Origin of the sequence: Pseudomonas oleovorans subsp. oleovorans (assembly GCF_002197815.1) — a bacterium.
Taxonomy (GTDB): domain Bacteria; phylum Pseudomonadota; class Gammaproteobacteria; order Pseudomonadales; family Pseudomonadaceae; genus Aquipseudomonas; species Aquipseudomonas oleovorans.
This window is the reverse complement of the sequence record NZ_NIUB01000014.1, coordinates 21,042-37,347: the sequence shown is the minus strand read 5'-3', so window position 1 is coordinate 37,347 and position 16,306 is coordinate 21,042. Positions and strand designations below refer to the sequence as shown.

Below are 16,306 nucleotides of genomic sequence, written 5' to 3'. Positions count from 1 at the left end.
GTCGCGCGCGACATCCCCGATGGCTTTCAGGCTACGCCGGACTGTCGGCTTCGTCCAACACGTGCGCCGCGACTTCAGCGTGGTCGGCAGATCCAGTGCAGGTAGCGGCCGAGCCCCTCGAAGCTGGGGTGGCGGCGGTGCGCCAGTTCCATTTCCAGCAGGTCGATCAGCTTGGCCTTGGCCTGGAATTGCTGCGGCATGTAATCGTGGAAAACGCGTACGCCGCTACGGCTTTCGACCTGCCAGTCGGCGGCGAGTTGCGTGGCCAGCTCGCGCGGGTCGACCGGTTGCTGTGGCGTCAGGCTCTGTTTCTCGCCGGCGAAGTGTTCCTTGCGCAGTTTGCGAAAATGCCCCTTGAGCAGGTTGCGGTAGATCAGCGCGTCCTTGTTGTAGAAGGCCAGCGACAACCAACCGTTCTTGGCCGTCAGCTGGTGCAGCACTGGCAGGATGGCCGCCGGCTCGGCCAGCCACTCCAGCACGGCGTGGCACAGCACCAGATCGAAGGGCTCTTGCAGCTGGCCGAGCAGTTCCTGCCAGGGCGCCTGGATGAACGTGGCACTCTGGCCGGCTTCGGCGAAGCGCTGGCGCGCACCTTCGAGCATGGGCTCGGCCGGCTCGGCCAGGGTGACCTGGTGACCACGCTGGGCCAGCCACAGGCTCATGTGGCCAAGCCCTGCACCGACATCCAGCACGCGCAGTGGGCGGTCCGGCAGCGCTTCAGCGAGGTCGGCCTGCAGCGCGGCGAGGCGGATGGCACCCTTGGCGCCGCCATAGATCTTTTCGGCGAAACGGGTGGCGAGTTCGTCGAAGTGGCGGTCGCTCATTTGAGGAAGCGCCGTTCGTTGTCGGCGAGCTTGTCTAGCACCGCCTGGTTCATGTCGAGGCCCAGTTCATTGCACAGTTGCAGCAGATAGAGCACCACGTCGGCTACTTCCTGCCCAGCGTGGGCGAGCTGGTCGGCAGACAGCTGGCGCGACTGCTCTTCGCTCAGCCACTGGAAGATCTCCACCAGCTCGGCCATTTCCACGCTGGCGGCCATGGCCAGGTTCTTCGGGCTCTGGTAACGGCGCCAATCGTTGTGATCGCGAATGGCGTGCATGCGGGCGGTGAGTTCAGCGAGGTTCATGGTGTGGCTCCGTTCGAGCCGCATAGCTTCGGCGCGAACGTTGTGCGCTGCAAGCAGGAGCTGATTGGCCTGTCCTTCGGATGGGCGTCGTTGACGAATGACAACAGACGCCATGCCTGATCCGAGCGACGACATGTCGCCCATGCGCTCGCTCACCGAGGCTCAAATGACCGGCATGCCTGAGCAGGCGGCGTCTGCTGCAACGCCTCTTCAGCAATTGCTCGTCGGAGCCGTGCGGTGGTGGCCTGTCGCGCGGCAAATCACCACAGCGCCTGTTGCGCCTTTAGCCGCTAGTCTTTCATTGCAAAATTGATTCAAATCAATACTGCACGTCGGGCTTCATCTGGCAGACGTTCGGCTGCACTGTATGTCATAAGAACAATTTCAGCTCGTGTGACTCCAACACCTGGAGTCTGTGGCTCGGCTTTGCGTGCCGGGGCCAAGATAACCCTGAATGAGGACACCACATGTTCGGTCTAGAGGCGCTTGATCTCGCCCGAATCCAGTTTGCCTTCACCATTTCCTTCCACATCGTCTTCCCGGCCATCACCATTGGCCTGGCCAGTTATCTGGCGGTGCTCGAAGGTCTGTGGCTGAAGACCGGCAATACGCTATACCGCGATCTCTACCACTTCTGGTCGAAGATCTTCGCGGTCAACTTCGGCATGGGCGTGGTCTCCGGTCTGGTCATGGCCTACCAGTTCGGCACCAACTGGAGCGCATTCTCCGATTTTGCCGGGGCGGTCACCGGGCCGCTGCTGACCTACGAGGTGCTCACCGCGTTCTTCCTCGAAGCGGGCTTCCTCGGCGTCATGCTGTTCGGCTGGAATCGCGTCGGGCCGGGCCTGCACTTCTTCTCCACGGTGATGGTGGCCATCGGCACGCTGATCTCGACTTTCTGGATTCTCGCCTCCAATAGCTGGATGCACACGCCGCAGGGGTTCGAGATCATCGACGGGCGGGTGATTCCGGTGGACTGGTTCGCCGTGGTGTTCAACCCGTCGTTCCCCTATCGCCTGGCGCATATGGCTACGGCGGCGTTCCTCGCCACCGCCTTCTTCGTTGGCGCCTCGGCGGCCTGGCACCTGCTGCGCGGGCGTGACAACCCGGCGATCCGCAAGATGCTCTCGATGGCACTGTGGATGGCCCTGCTGGTGGCGCCGGTGCAGGCCTTCATCGGTGACCTGCACGGCCTCAACACGCTCAAGTATCAGCCGGCGAAGATTGCCGCCATCGAGGGCCACTGGGAGAACGTCGGCGACGAGCCGACCCCGCTGATCCTCTTCGGCTGGCCGGATATGGAGCGCGAGGAAACCCGCTTCAAGGTGGAAATCCCCGCGCTCGGCAGCCTGATCCTGACCCACAGCCTGGACAAGCAGGTGCCGGCGCTGAAGGACTTCCCGCCGGAAGACCGCGCTAACTCCACCATCGTCTTCTGGACTTTCCGCATCATGGTTGCCATGGGCCTGATGATGATCTTCGTCGGCCTGTGGGGCACCTGGCTGCGCCGCGGCGACCGCCTGTACACCTGTCGGCCGTTCCTGCACCTGGCGGTGTGGATGGGGCCGAGCGGGATCATCGCCATCCTCGCCGGCTGGTACACCACCGAGATCGGCCGCCAGCCGTGGATCATCCATGGCCTGATGCGCACCGCCGATGCTTCGTCCGGGCACAGCGCGACGCAGTTGGGCATCACCCTGGTGCTGTTCGTGGTGGTCTATTTCGTCCTGTTCGGTGCGGGCATCGGCTACATGCTGCGTCTGGTGCGCAAGGGGCCGAAGCTCGATGAGGGCAAGGAAGTGTCGTCCGGTGGCCCTGGTCAGCCGCGTACGCCGGCACGGCCGTTGTCGGCTGCCGAAGAAGGCCTGGACGATGGCGAAACCGACACCTTGCCGCAGAGGAACTGAACATGGGTATCGACCTTCCGCTGATCTGGGCGGTGATCATCGCCTTCGGTGTGATGATGTATGTGGTGATGGATGGTTTCGATCTGGGCATCGGCATCCTCTTTCCCTTCGTCCGTGACGACGGCGAGCGCGATGTGATGATGAATACCGTGGCGCCGGTCTGGGACGGCAACGAAACCTGGCTGGTACTCGGCGGAGCGGCGCTGTTCGGCGCCTTCCCGCTGGCCTACGCGGTGGTGCTGGATGCGCTGTACCTGCCGCTGATCCTGATGCTGCTGGGGCTGATCTTCCGGGGGGTGGCTTTCGAGTTCCGCTTCAAGGCCAAGGCCGCCAAGCGCCATCTGTGGGATAAGGCCTTCATCGGCGGCTCGCTGACTGCCACCTTCTTCCAAGGCGTGGCACTAGGTGCCTATATCGACGGTTTCGAGGTGGTCAATCGCAGTTTCGCCGGCGGTGCGTTCGACTGGCTGACACCGTTCTCGGTGTTCTGCGGCCTGGCGCTGATCGTTGCCTATGCGCTGCTTGGCTGCACCTGGCTGATCATGAAAACCGAAGGTCGCCTGCAACAGCAGATGCATGACATGGCGCGCCCGCTGGTGTTCGTGGTGCTGGCGGTGACCGGCATCGTCAGTCTGTGGACGCCGTTCGAGCACCCGGCGATCGCCGAGCGTTGGTTCAGCCTGCCGAACCTGTTCTGGTTCATGCCGGTGCCCGTGCTGGTGCTGCTGTGCACATACGCACTGCTGCGTTCGGTGGCCAACAACCGTAACTACTCGCCGTTCCTGCTCACCCTGGCGTTGATCTTCCTCGGTTACAGCGGCCTGGGCATCAGCCTGTGGCCGAACGTCATCCCGCCGTCGATCAGCATCTGGGACTCCGCCGCGCCGCCGCAGAGCCAGGGCTTCATGCTGGTGGGCGCGCTGTTCATCATCCCCTTCATTCTCATGTACACCGCCTGGAGCTATTACGTGTTTAGAGGCAAGGTGACGGTGGATGACGGCTATCACTGAGAACCTGTCCAAAGCCTGCTGCGCGTCGGCCCTGCGGCGTTAAAAGCAGGCTCGGCCTGCTCATGTACCACTTGTACAGTCGAACGCGACTCCGACCGGTTCTCGCCTGCTTTGACCAGCCGGAGGCTGTTACCAACGTTGCGCCTTGCATGGCTCTAGCTCGCGAGGCTTTGAATCAGGTTCTTAGGAGACGGTCATGACCGAAACCGAAGGGAAGAAACCGCTGTGGCAGCGTCTGGGTTGGCTGGTGCTGATCTGGGCCTGCAGCGTCACAGCGCTGGGCATCGTGGCCTGGCTGTTGCGCCAGTTCATGAGCGCGGCGGGTTTGGGGACGCCGGGCTGAGGCCGCGGTTGATCCCGGCGCGTGCTTGTTCCCATGCTGGCCTCCTTTCGTCGCTAGCCAAGGAGGCCCGATGTTCGCCCACAGCGATACCCTGCAGCGCCGCTTCGCCGCACTGAAAACCACAGCTGACTTCTGGTCGCTGCGCCATGTGCAGGAAAGCCGGGAATCCTACTGGTACGCCGGCGTGTGGCGCAGGCGCCGTCCTTCGTCGACGATGCCGGCGCCATGCTCACCGTGCGTATCGCCGGTGTCGAAGCCTATGCGGCTCAGTCAGGGCGGTTTGCAGGCCGCGCTGGAGCGTGCCGAGCTGATGGCCCGTGCTCTGGTCGGGCATAACCTGCTGGATCTCGCCAGCCTGTCGTACCCGACTGAGCAAAGCGACGATGTGATGCCGGGTTACCAGCAGCAGCTGGCGGGCGCCGCCCACTGGTTCGAGCTGCTGATGGCGGAGTCGGCGCTGATCTCAATCTGGAACCGGGTGACAAGAGCCAGGCCGAGCTGATCGGCGGCATCGAGCGCGGCATCCTGATGAGCAACAACCGCTCCTGGTCAATCGACGATGCGCGCAACAAATTTCAGTTCGGCTGCGAGTGGGGCCAGTTGATCGAAAACGGCGAACTCAAGGGCGTGGTGAAGAATCCCAATTATCGCGGCATCAGCTCGGGCTTCTGGCGCAACCTCAAGGCGGTCGGCGATGCCAGCACCTTCGAGGTGATGGGCACGCCCTATTGCGGCAAGGGCGAACCCAATCAGGTGATCCGCGTCGGGCATGCCTCGCCGGCCTGTGTATTCGCCGATATCGACGTTTTTGGAGGGGCCGCCTGATGGATGCACGTCAACATTTCAGCGCGTTGCTGGAGCACCTGCAGGCACAGGTCGTGGGCGAGGAGGGTTTCACCCTGGCCTACGGCGCCGAGGTGTCCAGCTTTATCCGTTTCAACCAGGGCCAGGTGCGCCAGGCAGGCGATGTGCAGCAGGTCTACGTCACCCTGTCGCTGTACCAGGGCCAGCGCCATGCCGAAAGCAAACTGGCGCTCAGTGGCGTGCTCGATGAGGATTTGCTGCGCCTGCAGCAGATAGTGCAGCGCCTGCGTGGCGTGCTGCCAACCTTGAGTGATGACCCTTATCTGCGCGTGAACCGCGACGCCTGGCGCAGCGAGTTGGCGGGCGAAGCGGTGCGGCTGGATAGCGCGGCCATGGCGCAGCAGATCGTTGCGGCGGCCACGGGCCTGGATCTGGTCGGCTTTCTGGCCGTGGGGCCGCAGTATCAGGGCTTCGCCAGTTCCTGGGGCGCCTTCGGCTGGTATGCCGCGAGCAGTTTCAACTTCGAATTCAGCCTCTTTCACGGCAACGGCCAGGCCGTGAAAAGCGCCTATGCCGGCGAGCGATGGGACGCCCAGGCGTTCGCTCGCAAGCTCGATGGCGCGCGACAGCAACTGGGGTTTCTCGGGCGCCCGGCCAAGGCGCTGCAGCCAGGGGCCTATCGCGCCTATCTGGCGCCTGCGGCGCTGGAAGAGCTGATCAGCCTGTGTTGCTGGGGCTTCGGCGCCCAGGCGCTGGCGTCGGGCGGTAGTCCCTTGCAGCGTCTGTTCAATGGCAAGGCCGAACTCAGCCCGTTGGTGACGATCGACGAACGCATCGAGGGTGGCCTGGCGCCGGCTTTCACCTCCGAAGGGCCACGCCAGCCGTTGCGCCTGATCAGCCAGGGGCGAGCTGGTGAGCGCCTGGTCAGCTCACGCAGTGCCGCGGAATATGGACTGATCGCCAATGGCGCGTGCAGCGGCGAATACCCGTTGTCCTTGCACATGCATGGCGGTGAACTGGATGAGCAGCATGTGCTGCAACGGCTCGGCACCGGGCTGTATATCGGCAACCTGTGGTACGGCAATTTCTCCGACCTGCCCGCGGCACGCCTGACCGGCATGACCCGCTTCGCCACCTTCTGGGTCGAGGACGGGCAGATCCAGGCACCGGTCAATACCATGCGTTTCGATGATTCGCTGTTCGATTTTCTCGGCCCGCAACTCGAGGCTCTGACCCGCGAACCCGAGCTGCTGCCAGGCGGCACCTACGGCGGCCAGGCAGACGGGCTCGATGGCCTTGCCGGGCGCATTGCTGTCGCGCTTTACCCTGACGTTATGACGCTCATTCGAGCATGTGGGCGCGCAGCACGCGCTCCTCTCGCATGATGTGGATGATGAAAACCGTTGTGTCTGTATAGCGGTAGAAAATTCGGCAGGGTGGGATGACGATTTCGCGGTACACCGAGTGTGGAAGCTCATCCGGAACGCGGCCCGACAGGGGAAAGTCTGCTAACCGTGAAACCGTTTCAACGGCCCTCCTGACCAGCGCTCGCGCGGCGTCCGGTTTGTCGAGGGCGATGTAGTGCGCGAGATCGTCGAGCTGCTCGAGGGCGGTGTTCGTCCAGACTATTTCAGCCATTTGCTCAGCCGTTCCTTGGCCTGCTCATGGTTCTGGGTGTTGCCCTCGATTACGGCACGTTCTCCGCGAGCCAGGGCATCCAGAAGGGCAAGACGCCTCTGCATGAACTGGTAGTCATCGACATCCACCAGATAAGCCGAAGGCATTCCATGCTCGGTGATCAGTACAGGTTCTTTGGACTCGTGAAGGTCGGCCAGAATCTTGGTGGCCTGTCGCTTCAGGTTGGTGACCAACTCGACTTTCATGGACGGCAGCCCGCTGCGCAGATGAAAGTGCCACTTTAGTGATACTTTTCGGCCGTTACAATCAACGGGTCACTTTCTCGCCTTGAGCACCACGAATTTCGGATTGGCCGCCACCTGCTCGACGCCACGGAACAGGCGCCCCAGCTTGGCGTGGTAGCCCAGGTGGCGGTTGCCGACGATCCACAGTTCACCGCCAGCGACCAGCGCCGCGCGGGCTTGCTGGAACATGCGCCAGGCGAGAAAATCACCGACCACCTGCTGCTGGTGGAAGGGCGGGTTGCACAGCACCAGATCCAGCGAATCGGCCGGTTGTTCGGCCAGGCCATCGCCAGCGCGTATGGTCACCGGTCGCTCACCGAGTGCCGCGCGCCAGTTTTCCTGCGCCGATTGCACGGCCATGTACGACTCGTCCACCAGCGTCAGTTCCGCTTGTGGGCTGCCCAGGGCATAGGCGATGCCGAGTACGCCGTTACCACAGCCTAGATCGGCGACGCGGACGCGGCCGAGGTGGCGCGGCAGATGCGGAAGAAAGGCGCGTGTACCGATATCCAGGCCGTCGCGGCAGAACACATTGGCGTGGTTGATCAACTCCAGCGCCGGTTTATCCAGGTGGTAGCGAGTGGGGTAGGGCGAGTGCGGCGCCGCCTTGGTTTCAGGCGTGGCTACGAGCAGCCGGGCTTTCTTCACGGCTAGCGAGGCTTGCACCGGGCCTATGTATTGCTCCAGCAGATCACCGGCGGCGCGCGGCAGGTGTTTGATCATTGCCCCAGCCACCACACGAGCATTCGGTGCCAACTGGCCGTGCAGACGGATCAGTTGTTCCTCGAGCAACGCCAGGGTCTTCGGCACGCGGATCAGTATCCAGTCGAACGGCCCTTGCGGCGTTTCGCAGCTCGGCAGAAAGGTCACCGTATCGCCACTCAGGCCATTGCTGGCGAGGTTCTTCTGCAAGGCGAGAAAGCCTAGGTGCGAGTCACCGCTGCTGGTCACATGGCAGCGTCCGGCCAGCGAGCAGGCGAGGGCGCCGAAGCTGTCGTTGAGCAGCAGCCCCCGGCTGCTTGGTGCGATGCCATGCTCATGAAGATGATGGAGCAGGTATTCGTCGGCGGCGTCGAAGGCTTGGAGCGGCTCGTTCGCCTGGTGCGGTTGACGCTGCAGTTCTAGGCTGGCGAAGGGAGTTTCGAGAGTAGGCATGCAAACCTTCGGTGTTTGTCGCTGGCCGATTGCGCCAGACTGGACAGGTATTCAATGAAGAGGTGCCTCTAAACACGTAGGCGAGACAGTCAGCACAAGGCAAAAACAAGCTAAAAACGGTCGGAGTCGCGCTCGACTTTACGAGCTGTAAATGAGCATTTTGATCGGACTCGCGCACGAGCTTGTTTTTAACGCAGTCATGACAACGCAGATAGTGTTTGGAGGTGCCTGAAGGGGCGATTATGACCGTCAGCGAAGACAAGTTCACCCGTCAGACGCTGCTCGAGGTACGCAGCTTGACGCAGAGTCTGTTCACCCTGCGCACTACCCGTGACCCGGGCTTTCGTTTCCGCGCCGGGCAGTTCGTGCGCCTGGGCGTGGAGAAAACCGATGGCACTGTGGTTTGGCGCGCCTATTCGCTGGTGTCCGCGCCACATGACGAGTTTCTCGAGTTCTTCTCCATCGTGGTGCCGGGCGGCGAATTTACCAGCGAGTTGAGCCGCCTGCGGGTTGGCGACAGCCTGCTGGTGGAGAAGATGGCCACCGGCTACCTGACCCTGGATCGCTTCGTCGATGGCCGCGATCTGTGGCTGTTGGGCAGCGGCACTGGCATCGCGCCATTTTTGTCGATCCTGCAGGACTTCGAGGTGTGGCAGCGCTTCGCGCGCATCGTGCTGGTGTACAGCGCGCGCACCAGCGCCGAGCTGGCCTATCAGCCGCTGATCAGAAGCTTCGCTGAACTGGAGCATTTGGCCGAGTTCGCGCACAAGCTCACCTATTTGCCGGTGGTTACCCGTGAACAGGCGCCGGGCTGCCTGCATGCGCGGATCACCGACCTGCTCGACAGCGGCGAGCTGGAGCGCGCTGCCGGGCTGGAACTGACGCCCGAGCATTCTCGGGTGATGATCTGCGGCAACCCGCAGATGATCGATGACATTCGCCAGCGTCTGAAAGCGCGCGGCCTCAACCTGAGCCTGACCCGCAGGCCGGGCCAGGTGGCGGTGGAGAACTACTGGTGATCAGTCCTCGCGGATGGCCTTGATGCGGTGCTCCCAGCGGCGCTTGGCGAAGCGGCGCATATTGGGAATGTCGTCGGTCTCGTCGAGAATTGGTTTGCCGATGATGGTTTCCATGATGTCCTCCAGGGTCACCAGGCCGCGCCAGCTACCGAACTCGTCGTACACCAGGCACATATGCTGATGTTCCTGCATCATCAGGGTCATCAGGTTCTCCACGTTCATGCTTTCCGGCACGACCTTGAGCGGCTTCATGATGCGGGTGATTGGCTCGGCATCGTTCTCGGCCGCCAGGGCGTCATAGCGGAACACCACGCCCAGCGGCGACTCGTCCTCGCCGATCACCGGGTAGCGAGAGAATTGGCTTTCGCGGGCGCGGGCCTTGAACGCGGCTATGGACTCATCCGGCGCGGCGGACTCACAGACGATGCGCGGCGTCATGATGTCGCGCAGGCGAATCTCGTGCAGGTCGAGGATGTTGCTGATCACTCGATGTTCGTCTTCGTCGAGCTTGCCCACTTCGCGGCCGAGCAGGGTCAGTGCCTTGATTTCCTGGCGAATATCATGTTCCGGCTCCTTGCCGCCGAACAGGCGCATGATCAGATCGGAGAGCACGATGAACGGCTTGAGCAGCAGGATCATCGCCCGCAGCATGCCCGGCAGAACGGGCGCCAGGACGCGCCAGTAACGGGCACCGATGGTCTTCGGCAGAATTTCCGAAAGCACCAGGATCAGCAGGGTCATGACCGCCGAGGCGATACCCAGGTAACCGTCGCCGAAGACGATTGCCACCTGCGCACCAACGCCGGTCGCGCCAACGGTGTGTGCCACGGTGTTGAGGGTCAGGATGGCCGCCAGCGGCTGGTCGATCTTGTCTTTGAGCTCTTTCAGCCTTTCGTACAGCTGCGGTTTGTCGGCCTTCTGCTGTGCGATGTAACTGGGCGTGAGGGAAAGCAGGGCGGCTTCGAGGATGGAGCAGATGAACGAAACCAGGATGGAGAGGACAGCGAACGCTATCAGGAGTGTCATGTAGGTGGGCTAGTGACGAACGGCCGATAAAATTAACGCAAAAGGACAGGTGATATTGCAGCAAGGCTGCAACATTTTGTTTCAGAGGGCTGCGCAGGTACGCAAGGGCTTGTAACTCCTTGCGCTGCAGCATTCGGCGCAGCTTCGACTAGGCTAGGGTCTGTTGCCGTTTCGCGCAGCAACGCGGCTCGCGTCGAAACGGCAACAGACCCTAAGGAAACCCTTTCCGGAGAATCCTCCATGCCGCTCGAACATCATCCGCTTAGTCGAGAGTTTCCGCAGCAGCACGATGCCTTGCGCACGTTGCTGCACAGCGACCCGCACTTTCCACGTTTGGCCAGTGACTATGAAGCACTGGACAGGCGTATCTACGCCATCGAGGCGGGGCGTGAGGCTGCGGATGATCTGATCCTGCAGGGCCTGAAGTTGCAGCGGGTGGCGCTCAAGGACGAGATCGCCGAACTGTTGCGCAAGGCGGGCAGTGCTTGATCCTGATCAAGTGAGCGGGGTGTCTGTGACGCTAGGCTGGAGCCATCTTTCCTGTCAGAGGCTCCACCATGCACGTCGACCATCATCCGCTGGTTCATGATTTCCCCGAACTGCGCAACGAACTGCAGCGCCTGCGCCAGAGCGATGAACAGTTCTCGCGCCTGGCCGAAGAATACGAAGCACTGGACAAGCGCATCTGCCGTATCGAGGACGGTATCGAGTTGCTCGATGACGTCGCCCTCAGCGCGTTGAAACTCAACCGCGTGGCAATGAAGGACGAGCTGGCGCGCCAGCTCAAACGCGCTGCGGGGCAGTGCTGCGGTTGTGGCAATGGCTGCAAGGGCTGAGTCGTAGAAGCCGGTTTGCCGGCGTGTTGGTGAAAGGCTGATCGCCCACAAGTGGGCCCCTGCGATCAGACGTTTTCAATGTACGGGCGGGTTGATCAGATAAGTGAGCAGCCCGTCCGCCTAATGCCAGTCAGTTAAGCCGTTGCACTCGATCTTTGTAGGAGCCGGCTTGCCGGCGATCCGCCATAAAAAGCATCGCCAGCAAGCTGGCTCCTACGAAAAACGCCCCTCTACTGCAAGTAGGAGGGGGTGGTGACGAACTTATCTGATCAGCATTAGCCCGTCCGCCTCTTCTTCCGTCCACACTTCGCGCGCCGGTCTGGGCCATTCGCTCAACAGCTGCTGCCAGAACGCGCAGGCCAACTCATCCTGGCGGTAGAAACGCAGCAGCCAGGGCCTGCCATCGCCCATTACCTGCTGTACCAGGGCGCGACCGATGCCTTGGCGACGATACTTTTTCAGGATGAACAGATCGGCGAACTCCGGCACATCAAGACCGGGTAACTCGCTCTGTTCGATCAGCAGGAAACCGGCAATGAAGGCGTCGACCAGTATCAGTTGCGCGCTCCAGCCCGGCTCCTGCCAATAGCGCTGCAGGTGGGGGTGGTGGATGTAGAAGCGACCGTCCGTCTCCACGTCTTCCTGCTCCCAGTCCGAGCTTTCGTAGGCGTAGAACTGGTAGAGGTTGGCCAGTAGCGGCAGCTGTTCGGCGCTGGTGGGGAGCAGTTGGATCTGCATATGGGCATTCCGGGCAGAGTGGCTGTGATCTGTAAATTTATCCAGTTGTTCGGTATCGTTCCAGCCTTCGTTCAGCGGCAGGATTGATCGCAATGGCCAAGGCAAAACGCATGTACGGCTGCACCGAGTGCGGCGCCAACTTCCCCAAATGGGCAGGGCAGTGTGTGGAGTGTGGCGCCTGGAATACCTTGGTCGAAACCGTGGTCGAGGGCGCCACGCCCAGTGGGCGCACTGGCTGGGCCGGCGACAAGGCCAATATCAAGACCCTGGCTGAGGTCAGTGTCGAGGAAATTCCGCGTTTTTCCACCGCTTCCGGTGAACTGGATCGGGTGCTCGGTGGCGGCCTGGTGGATGGCTCGGTGGTGCTGATCGGTGGCGATCCAGGCATCGGCAAGTCGACCATCCTGCTGCAGACCCTGTGCAATATCGCCACGCGTTTTCCCGCCCTTTACGTCACCGGTGAGGAATCGCAGCAGCAGGTGGCCATGCGTGCGCGGCGGCTGGATCTGCCGCAGGACAAGCTCAAGGTGATGACCGAAACCTGCATCGAATCGATCATCGCCACCGCCCGCCAGGAAAAACCCAAGGTCATGGTCATCGACTCGATCCAGACCATCTTCACCGAGCAACTGCAGTCGGCGCCAGGCGGCGTGGCCCAGGTGCGCGAGAGTGCGGCGCTGCTGGTGCGCTTCGCCAAGCAGAGCGGCACGGCGATCTTTCTCGTCGGCCACGTCACCAAGGAGGGCGCGTTGGCCGGCCCGCGCGTGCTGGAGCACATGGTCGACACCGTGCTGTATTTCGAGGGTGAGTCCGACGGTCGCCTGCGCCTGCTACGGGCGGTGAAGAACCGTTTCGGCGCGGTCAACGAACTGGGTGTGTTCGGCATGACCGACAAGGGCCTGAAGGAAGTCTCCAATCCCTCGGCGATCTTCCTCACCCGCGCGCAGGAGGCCGTGCCCGGCAGCGTGGTGATGGCTACCTGGGAAGGCTCGCGACCGATGCTGGTGGAGGTGCAGGCGCTGGTCGACACCAGTCATCTGGGCAATCCGCGCCGCGTCACCCTGGGCCTGGATCAGAACCGCCTGGCCATGCTGCTGGCGGTACTGCACCGCCACGGCGGCATTCCGACCTATGACCAGGACGTGTTCCTCAACGTGGTTGGCGGGGTCAAGGTGCTGGAAACGGCGTCCGACCTGGCACTGATGGCGGCGGTGATCTCCAGCCTGCGCAACCGGCCGCTGCAACATGACCTGCTGGTGTTCGGCGAGATTGGTCTGTCCGGCGAGATTCGTCCGGTGCCGAGCGGTCAGGAGCGTCTGAAGGAGGCGGCCAAGCATGGTTTCAAGCGCGCCATCGTGCCCAAGGGCAATGCCCCCAAGGAAGCACCGCCGGGTTTGCAGATAGTAGCCGTCACGCGCCTGGAACAGGCGCTGGATGCGCTTTTCGAGTAACTAAAGTCGCGGCTAAAACCCTTCCTGCTGTACCTGCACATGTACCAACTGTAGGAGCCCGCTTGCGGGCGATCATCGATAAAAGCATCGCCGGCAAGCCGGCTCCTACAGGTCCATCCGAGCTACGTCTTTGTATCGGCTGCGGCGTTCTGCCGCGAGTGGGGCGGGTCGAAAATTGACCGAGGTCAATAAGTAGCAGGCTATCGACGCGCAGCATGAAGGCGTATCCACTGAAGGAGACGCCATCATGTTCCTGTTCTTCGATTTCTTTTCCCGGGCTTTCAACTTCGACGCCAAGGCCATTGAGTCGCGCGATGCGCGTCGTCAGGCGCAGCGTATTCAGGCGCGTCGCCAGCGTCGTGAACAGGCAGAGGCTGCCTGCTTGCGCCACTGACTGCTAGGCTCTGTACGAAAAGTGCCTGCGCTCGGTGATGCTTCGTTAAAAACCGGTTCGGAATGCTCATTTACCACTCGTAAACTGCGCTTCCTCACCGGTTTTTGCCTCGCCTGACCTTCGCTCGACGACTTTTCGTATAGAACCTAGTCGTCTTCGCCCAATGCCGCCAGTTCACGTTCCAGCAGTTGCTCATCACCAAGATTGAGCTCGATCAGGCGGCGCAGGTGGCTGATCGATTCCAGGTCGATATGCCGACAGACGAAGCCGAGCGACTGCGGCTGGGTGCGCGTCAGTACCACTTCCATCTTCACCTTGGCTTCGTCCCCCAGTTCGATAAGGGCTTCGAAGGGCTGGTTCGGGTCCCCGTTCCAGTCGCGCGGGGTCTTGATCAGCAGGCCCTTGAGAGAGATATCGTGCAGAGCTGCCGACCATTGTCGCTCACCCTGAGCGATGACGGTGGGGGCGTCGAAGGCGATGCGCTGAAAGCGCCGACGCTCGTTGGCTGATTCACTCATGCCCATACTCCTGAAGGATTTACATCACTATAGCCAAGGCTGACGGCCCCGTGCTTTGCCGCTGTGTCGCAGCGCACAGCTGAGACACACCAGTTTGACAGGTGGCCAAGTTTCGCCAAAGCTCCTTGTGTAGTTTTTATTACTCAATATTGCGGAGCGACACATATGAGCAAGCGACTGCTGGGTAAAGGTTTGGTCTTCGGTCTGTTGAGCATGGCCAGTGTTGGTGCGTTTGCCGATGCTGCGGGCGGTAATGGCTGCGGCTGGGGCAACATGCTGTTCGAAGGGCAGCGCGGCATGGCCCCGCACTTCCTGGCCACCACTACCAACGGCACCTCGGGTAATGCCACCTTCGGCATGACTTCCGGTACCAACGGCTGCGATACCAGCGGCGCGCTGGGTTACAACGGTCGCTCCATGCTGGCAATGAATGGCATGCTCGATTCGATTGCCGAAGACATGGCCATGGGCCAGGGCGAAGCGCTGGACGCCTACGCTACCTTGCTGGGCGTGGAGGCTCAGGATCGTGCGCACTTCGCCAAGGTCACTCACGACAACTTCGGCAGCATCTTCAGCAAAGCCGACGCCACCAGTGAGCAGGTGCTGGCAGCCACGCTCGAGGTGATGAGCCGTGACGCGCAACTGGCGCGCTACGTGAAACAGCCGGCCTGAGATTAATCCCCGGCAAAAACAAGCCCGCCAATTTGGCGGGCTTGTTCATTTCAGACAGCGTATCAGTTGCCGTATACCGGGAACTTCGCGCACAGCGCCTTGACCTGCTCACGCACGCGGCCTTCGACTTCATCATTGCCGATGTTGGCCAGTACGTCGCAGATCCAGCCTGCCAGTTGACGGCACTCGTCTTCCTTGAAGCCGCGAGTGGTGACGGCGGGGGTGCCGATACGCAGGCCGGAGGTGACGAACGGCGAACGCGGATCGTTCGGTACGCTGTTCTTGTTGACGGTGATGAAGGCGCGGCCCAGGGCAGCGTCAGCATCCTTGCCGGTAATGTCCTGCTTGATCAGCGAGAGCAGGAACAGGTGGTTCTCGGTGCCGCCGGAGACCACGTCGTAGCCGTTGTCGATGAACACCTGGGCCATGGTCTGGGCGTTCTTGATCACCTGTGCCTGGTAAGCCTTGAACTCAGGTTGCAGCGCTTCCTTGAAGCACACCGCCTTGGCGGCGATGACGTGCTCCAACGGGCCGCCCTGGCCGCCCGGGAATACCGCGGAGTTGAACTTCTTCTCCAGCTCTTCGTTCTTGCGCGCCAGGATCAGACCGCCGCGCGGGCCGCGCAGGGTCTTGTGCGTGGTGGTGGTAACCACGTCGGCGAACGGCACCGGGTTCGGGTACAGACCCGCAGCGACCAGGCCGGCCACGTGGGCCATGTCGACGAACAGGTAGGCACCGACCTTGTCGGCGATGGCGCGGAAACGCGGGAAGTCCAGTACCTGCGAGTAGGCGCTGAAGCCGGCGATGATCATCTTCGGTTTGTGCTCGACGGCCAGGCGCTCGACTTCGTCGTAGTCGATCAGGCCCTGGTCGTTGATGCCGTACTGCACGGCGTTGTAGATCTTGCCGGAGAAGCTGACGCTGGCACCGTGGGTCAGGTGGCCGCCGTGGGCCAGGCTCATGCCCAGCACGGTGTCGCCGGCGTTGAGCAGGGCCATGTACACGGCGCTGTTGGCCTGGCTGCCGGAATGCGGCTGGACGTTGGCGTAGTCGGCGCCGAACAGCTCCTTGGCGCGGTCGATGGCGAGTTGCTCGACCACGTCGACGTACTCGCAACCACCGTAGTAACGCTTGCCCGGATAGCCTTCGGCGTACTTGTTGGTCAGCACGCTACCCTGGGCTTCCATCACCGCCGGGCTGGTGTAGTTTTCCGAGGCGATCAGCTCGATGTGCTCTTCCTGGCGCTGGGCTTCCTGCTCCATCGCGGCAAAGAGTTCGGCGTCATAACGAGCGAGGGTCAAATCACGGCTGAACATGGCGGTCCCCTGAAATCAGCTGGGCGGTAGAAAGAGGGGGCGGATTCTACCGCAAAGGTCGCATTCAGG

General features: G+C 62.0%; 19 protein-coding genes and 2 pseudogenes. 12 read left to right on the top strand and 9 right to left on the bottom strand.

Going from position 1 to position 16,306, the window contains the following annotated elements; translation table 11 throughout:
* Window positions 1–74: 74 nt before the first annotated feature.
* Both PSOLE_RS10460 and PSOLE_RS10455 read right to left on the bottom strand, forming a co-directional pair.
* Window positions 75–824, bottom strand: coding sequence for a methyltransferase domain-containing protein (locus PSOLE_RS10460; RefSeq protein ID WP_074856119.1), 750 nt, complete (start codon window positions 822–824; stop codon window positions 75–77).
* Window positions 821–1,126 carry a nucleotide pyrophosphohydrolase gene (locus PSOLE_RS10455; protein ID WP_074856117.1) on the bottom strand — a complete coding sequence of 102 codons (306 nt, stop codon included), beginning with the start codon at window positions 1,124–1,126 and terminating at the stop codon, window positions 821–823. The genes PSOLE_RS10460 and PSOLE_RS10455 overlap by 4 nt, the downstream gene beginning before the upstream one ends.
* A 467-nt stretch (window positions 1,127–1,593) precedes the next feature.
* Here PSOLE_RS10455 and PSOLE_RS10450 point away from each other — a divergent pair, with 467 nt between their 5' ends.
* The 6 genes and pseudogenes from PSOLE_RS10450 to PSOLE_RS10430 all read left to right on the top strand — a co-directional run bounded on the left by PSOLE_RS10450 (window position 1,594) and on the right by PSOLE_RS10430 (window position 6,528).
* Window positions 1,594–3,033 (top strand): cytochrome ubiquinol oxidase subunit I, encoded by a 1,440-nt coding sequence (locus PSOLE_RS10450; protein WP_074856115.1) that lies wholly within the window; start codon window positions 1,594–1,596, stop codon window positions 3,031–3,033.
* Between the two features lie 2 nt (window positions 3,034–3,035).
* Window positions 3,036–4,043 carry a cytochrome d ubiquinol oxidase subunit II gene (cydB, locus tag PSOLE_RS10445; protein WP_074856113.1) on the top strand — a complete coding sequence of 336 codons (1,008 nt, stop codon included), beginning with the start codon at window positions 3,036–3,038 and terminating at the stop codon, window positions 4,041–4,043.
* Between the two features lie 196 nt (window positions 4,044–4,239).
* Window positions 4,240–4,386 (top strand): DUF2474 domain-containing protein, encoded by a 147-nt coding sequence (locus tag PSOLE_RS10440; RefSeq protein WP_074856111.1) that lies wholly within the window; start codon window positions 4,240–4,242, stop codon window positions 4,384–4,386.
* Between the two features lie 70 nt (window positions 4,387–4,456).
* Window positions 4,457–4,888: a hypothetical protein gene (locus tag PSOLE_RS24660; RefSeq protein ID WP_244597248.1), complete on the top strand. Its 432-nt coding sequence runs from the start codon at window positions 4,457–4,459 to the stop codon at window positions 4,886–4,888.
* Window positions 4,843–5,211, top strand: a pseudogene (locus PSOLE_RS24655) (metallopeptidase TldD-related protein); the annotation flags it as partial. The gene PSOLE_RS24660 and the pseudogene PSOLE_RS24655, both read left to right, overlap by 46 nt.
* Window positions 5,211–6,528: pseudogene (locus PSOLE_RS10430) on the top strand (TldD/PmbA family protein). The pseudogenes PSOLE_RS24655 and PSOLE_RS10430, both read left to right, overlap by 1 nt.
* 3 nt (window positions 6,529–6,531) lie before the next feature.
* Here the strand turns inward: PSOLE_RS10430 and PSOLE_RS10425 are convergent.
* The 3 genes from PSOLE_RS10425 to PSOLE_RS10415 form a co-directional block, all read right to left on the bottom strand.
* Window positions 6,532–6,828 (bottom strand): type II toxin-antitoxin system RelE/ParE family toxin, encoded by a 297-nt coding sequence (locus PSOLE_RS10425; protein ID WP_074856108.1) that lies wholly within the window; start codon window positions 6,826–6,828, stop codon window positions 6,532–6,534.
* Complete coding sequence (locus PSOLE_RS10420; protein WP_074856106.1) at window positions 6,816–7,073, bottom strand: type II toxin-antitoxin system Phd/YefM family antitoxin; 258 nt, start codon at window positions 7,071–7,073, stop codon at window positions 6,816–6,818. Before PSOLE_RS10420 ends, PSOLE_RS10425 begins: the two co-directional genes overlap by 13 nt.
* 69 nt (window positions 7,074–7,142) lie before the next feature.
* Entirely contained in the window at window positions 7,143–8,267 is a 1,125-nt protein-coding gene (locus PSOLE_RS10415) for a methyltransferase (protein ID WP_074856103.1), read from the bottom strand.
* 242 nt (window positions 8,268–8,509) lie between these two features.
* Between PSOLE_RS10415 and PSOLE_RS10410 the strand changes: the two genes are divergently transcribed.
* Window positions 8,510–9,286 (top strand): ferredoxin--NADP reductase, encoded by a 777-nt coding sequence (locus PSOLE_RS10410; protein ID WP_074856101.1) that lies wholly within the window; start codon window positions 8,510–8,512, stop codon window positions 9,284–9,286.
* Here the strand turns inward: PSOLE_RS10410 and PSOLE_RS10405 are convergent, their stop codons facing one another.
* Window positions 9,287–10,312 (bottom strand): CNNM domain-containing protein, encoded by a 1,026-nt coding sequence (locus tag PSOLE_RS10405; RefSeq protein WP_074856099.1) that lies wholly within the window; start codon window positions 10,310–10,312, stop codon window positions 9,287–9,289.
* Window positions 10,313–10,552: 240 nt separating this feature from the next.
* Between PSOLE_RS10405 and PSOLE_RS10400 the strand changes: the two genes are divergently transcribed.
* Together PSOLE_RS10400 and PSOLE_RS10395 are read left to right on the top strand one after the other, a co-directional pair.
* The gene (locus PSOLE_RS10400; protein WP_004425048.1) at window positions 10,553–10,801 is read left to right on the top strand and encodes a YdcH family protein; all 249 of its coding nucleotides are present in this window, start codon (window positions 10,553–10,555) and stop codon (window positions 10,799–10,801) included.
* A 68-nt stretch (window positions 10,802–10,869) separates the two neighbouring features.
* Window positions 10,870–11,148: a YdcH family protein gene (locus tag PSOLE_RS10395; RefSeq protein ID WP_004425044.1), complete on the top strand. Its 279-nt coding sequence runs from the start codon at window positions 10,870–10,872 to the stop codon at window positions 11,146–11,148.
* Between the two features lie 261 nt (window positions 11,149–11,409).
* Here PSOLE_RS10395 and PSOLE_RS10390 read toward each other — a convergent pair whose 3' ends face one another.
* Window positions 11,410–11,886, bottom strand: a complete 477-nt coding sequence (locus PSOLE_RS10390) for a GNAT family N-acetyltransferase (protein WP_039965075.1) — start codon at window positions 11,884–11,886, stop codon at window positions 11,410–11,412.
* 92 nt (window positions 11,887–11,978) lie between these two features.
* Here PSOLE_RS10390 and radA point away from each other — a divergent pair, with 92 nt between their 5' ends.
* Window positions 11,979–13,337 (top strand): DNA repair protein RadA, encoded by a 1,359-nt coding sequence (gene radA, locus PSOLE_RS10385; RefSeq protein ID WP_004425041.1) that lies wholly within the window; start codon window positions 11,979–11,981, stop codon window positions 13,335–13,337.
* Between the two features lie 247 nt (window positions 13,338–13,584).
* Window positions 13,585–13,731, top strand: coding sequence for a hypothetical protein (locus tag PSOLE_RS24250; protein ID WP_017678812.1), 147 nt, complete (start codon window positions 13,585–13,587; stop codon window positions 13,729–13,731).
* A gap of 146 nt (window positions 13,732–13,877) precedes the next feature.
* Here PSOLE_RS24250 and PSOLE_RS10380 read toward each other — a convergent pair whose 3' ends face one another.
* Window positions 13,878–14,249, bottom strand: a complete 372-nt coding sequence (locus tag PSOLE_RS10380) for a PilZ domain-containing protein (RefSeq protein ID WP_074856097.1) — start codon at window positions 14,247–14,249, stop codon at window positions 13,878–13,880.
* Window positions 14,250–14,414: 165 nt separating this feature from the next.
* Between PSOLE_RS10380 and PSOLE_RS10375 the strand changes: the two genes are divergently transcribed.
* The gene (locus tag PSOLE_RS10375) at window positions 14,415–14,921 is read left to right on the top strand and encodes a DUF3015 domain-containing protein (RefSeq protein WP_004425035.1); all 507 of its coding nucleotides are present in this window, start codon (window positions 14,415–14,417) and stop codon (window positions 14,919–14,921) included.
* Window positions 14,922–14,983: 62 nt separating this feature from the next.
* Here the strand turns inward: PSOLE_RS10375 and glyA are convergent, their stop codons facing one another.
* Window positions 14,984–16,237: a serine hydroxymethyltransferase gene (gene glyA, locus PSOLE_RS10370; RefSeq protein WP_004425032.1), complete on the bottom strand. Its 1,254-nt coding sequence runs from the start codon at window positions 16,235–16,237 to the stop codon at window positions 14,984–14,986.
* Window positions 16,238–16,306 lie beyond the last annotated feature (69 nt).

Bases quoted from the DNA above. Each gene is read 5' to 3' on its own strand.
- PSOLE_RS10460 (WP_074856119.1), bottom strand. From the start codon at position 824: ATGAGCGACCGCCACTTCGACGAACTCGCCACCCGTTTCGCCGAAAAG.
- PSOLE_RS10455 (WP_074856117.1), bottom strand. From the start codon at position 1,126: ATGAACCTCGCTGAACTCACCGCCCGCATGCACGCCATTCGCGATCAC.
- PSOLE_RS10450 (WP_074856115.1), top strand. From the start codon at position 1,594: ATGTTCGGTCTAGAGGCGCTTGATCTCGCCCGAATCCAGTTTGCCTTC.
- cydB (WP_074856113.1), top strand. From the start codon at position 3,036: ATGGGTATCGACCTTCCGCTGATCTGGGCGGTGATCATCGCCTTCGGT.
- PSOLE_RS10440 (WP_074856111.1), top strand. From the start codon at position 4,240: ATGACCGAAACCGAAGGGAAGAAACCGCTGTGGCAGCGTCTGGGTTGG.
- PSOLE_RS24660 (WP_244597248.1), top strand. From the start codon at position 4,457: ATGTTCGCCCACAGCGATACCCTGCAGCGCCGCTTCGCCGCACTGAAA.
- PSOLE_RS10425 (WP_074856108.1), bottom strand. From the start codon at position 6,828: ATGGCTGAAATAGTCTGGACGAACACCGCCCTCGAGCAGCTCGACGAT.
- PSOLE_RS10420 (WP_074856106.1), bottom strand. From the start codon at position 7,073: ATGAAAGTCGAGTTGGTCACCAACCTGAAGCGACAGGCCACCAAGATT.
- PSOLE_RS10415 (WP_074856103.1), bottom strand. From the start codon at position 8,267: ATGCCTACTCTCGAAACTCCCTTCGCCAGCCTAGAACTGCAGCGTCAA.
- PSOLE_RS10410 (WP_074856101.1), top strand. From the start codon at position 8,510: ATGACCGTCAGCGAAGACAAGTTCACCCGTCAGACGCTGCTCGAGGTA.
- PSOLE_RS10405 (WP_074856099.1), bottom strand. From the start codon at position 10,312: ATGACACTCCTGATAGCGTTCGCTGTCCTCTCCATCCTGGTTTCGTTC.
- PSOLE_RS10400 (WP_004425048.1), top strand. From the start codon at position 10,553: ATGCCGCTCGAACATCATCCGCTTAGTCGAGAGTTTCCGCAGCAGCAC.
- PSOLE_RS10395 (WP_004425044.1), top strand. From the start codon at position 10,870: ATGCACGTCGACCATCATCCGCTGGTTCATGATTTCCCCGAACTGCGC.
- PSOLE_RS10390 (WP_039965075.1), bottom strand. From the start codon at position 11,886: ATGCAGATCCAACTGCTCCCCACCAGCGCCGAACAGCTGCCGCTACTG.
- radA (WP_004425041.1), top strand. From the start codon at position 11,979: ATGGCCAAGGCAAAACGCATGTACGGCTGCACCGAGTGCGGCGCCAAC.
- PSOLE_RS24250 (WP_017678812.1), top strand. From the start codon at position 13,585: ATGTTCCTGTTCTTCGATTTCTTTTCCCGGGCTTTCAACTTCGACGCC.
- PSOLE_RS10380 (WP_074856097.1), bottom strand. From the start codon at position 14,249: ATGAGTGAATCAGCCAACGAGCGTCGGCGCTTTCAGCGCATCGCCTTC.
- PSOLE_RS10375 (WP_004425035.1), top strand. From the start codon at position 14,415: ATGAGCAAGCGACTGCTGGGTAAAGGTTTGGTCTTCGGTCTGTTGAGC.
- glyA (WP_004425032.1), bottom strand. From the start codon at position 16,237: ATGTTCAGCCGTGATTTGACCCTCGCTCGTTATGACGCCGAACTCTTT.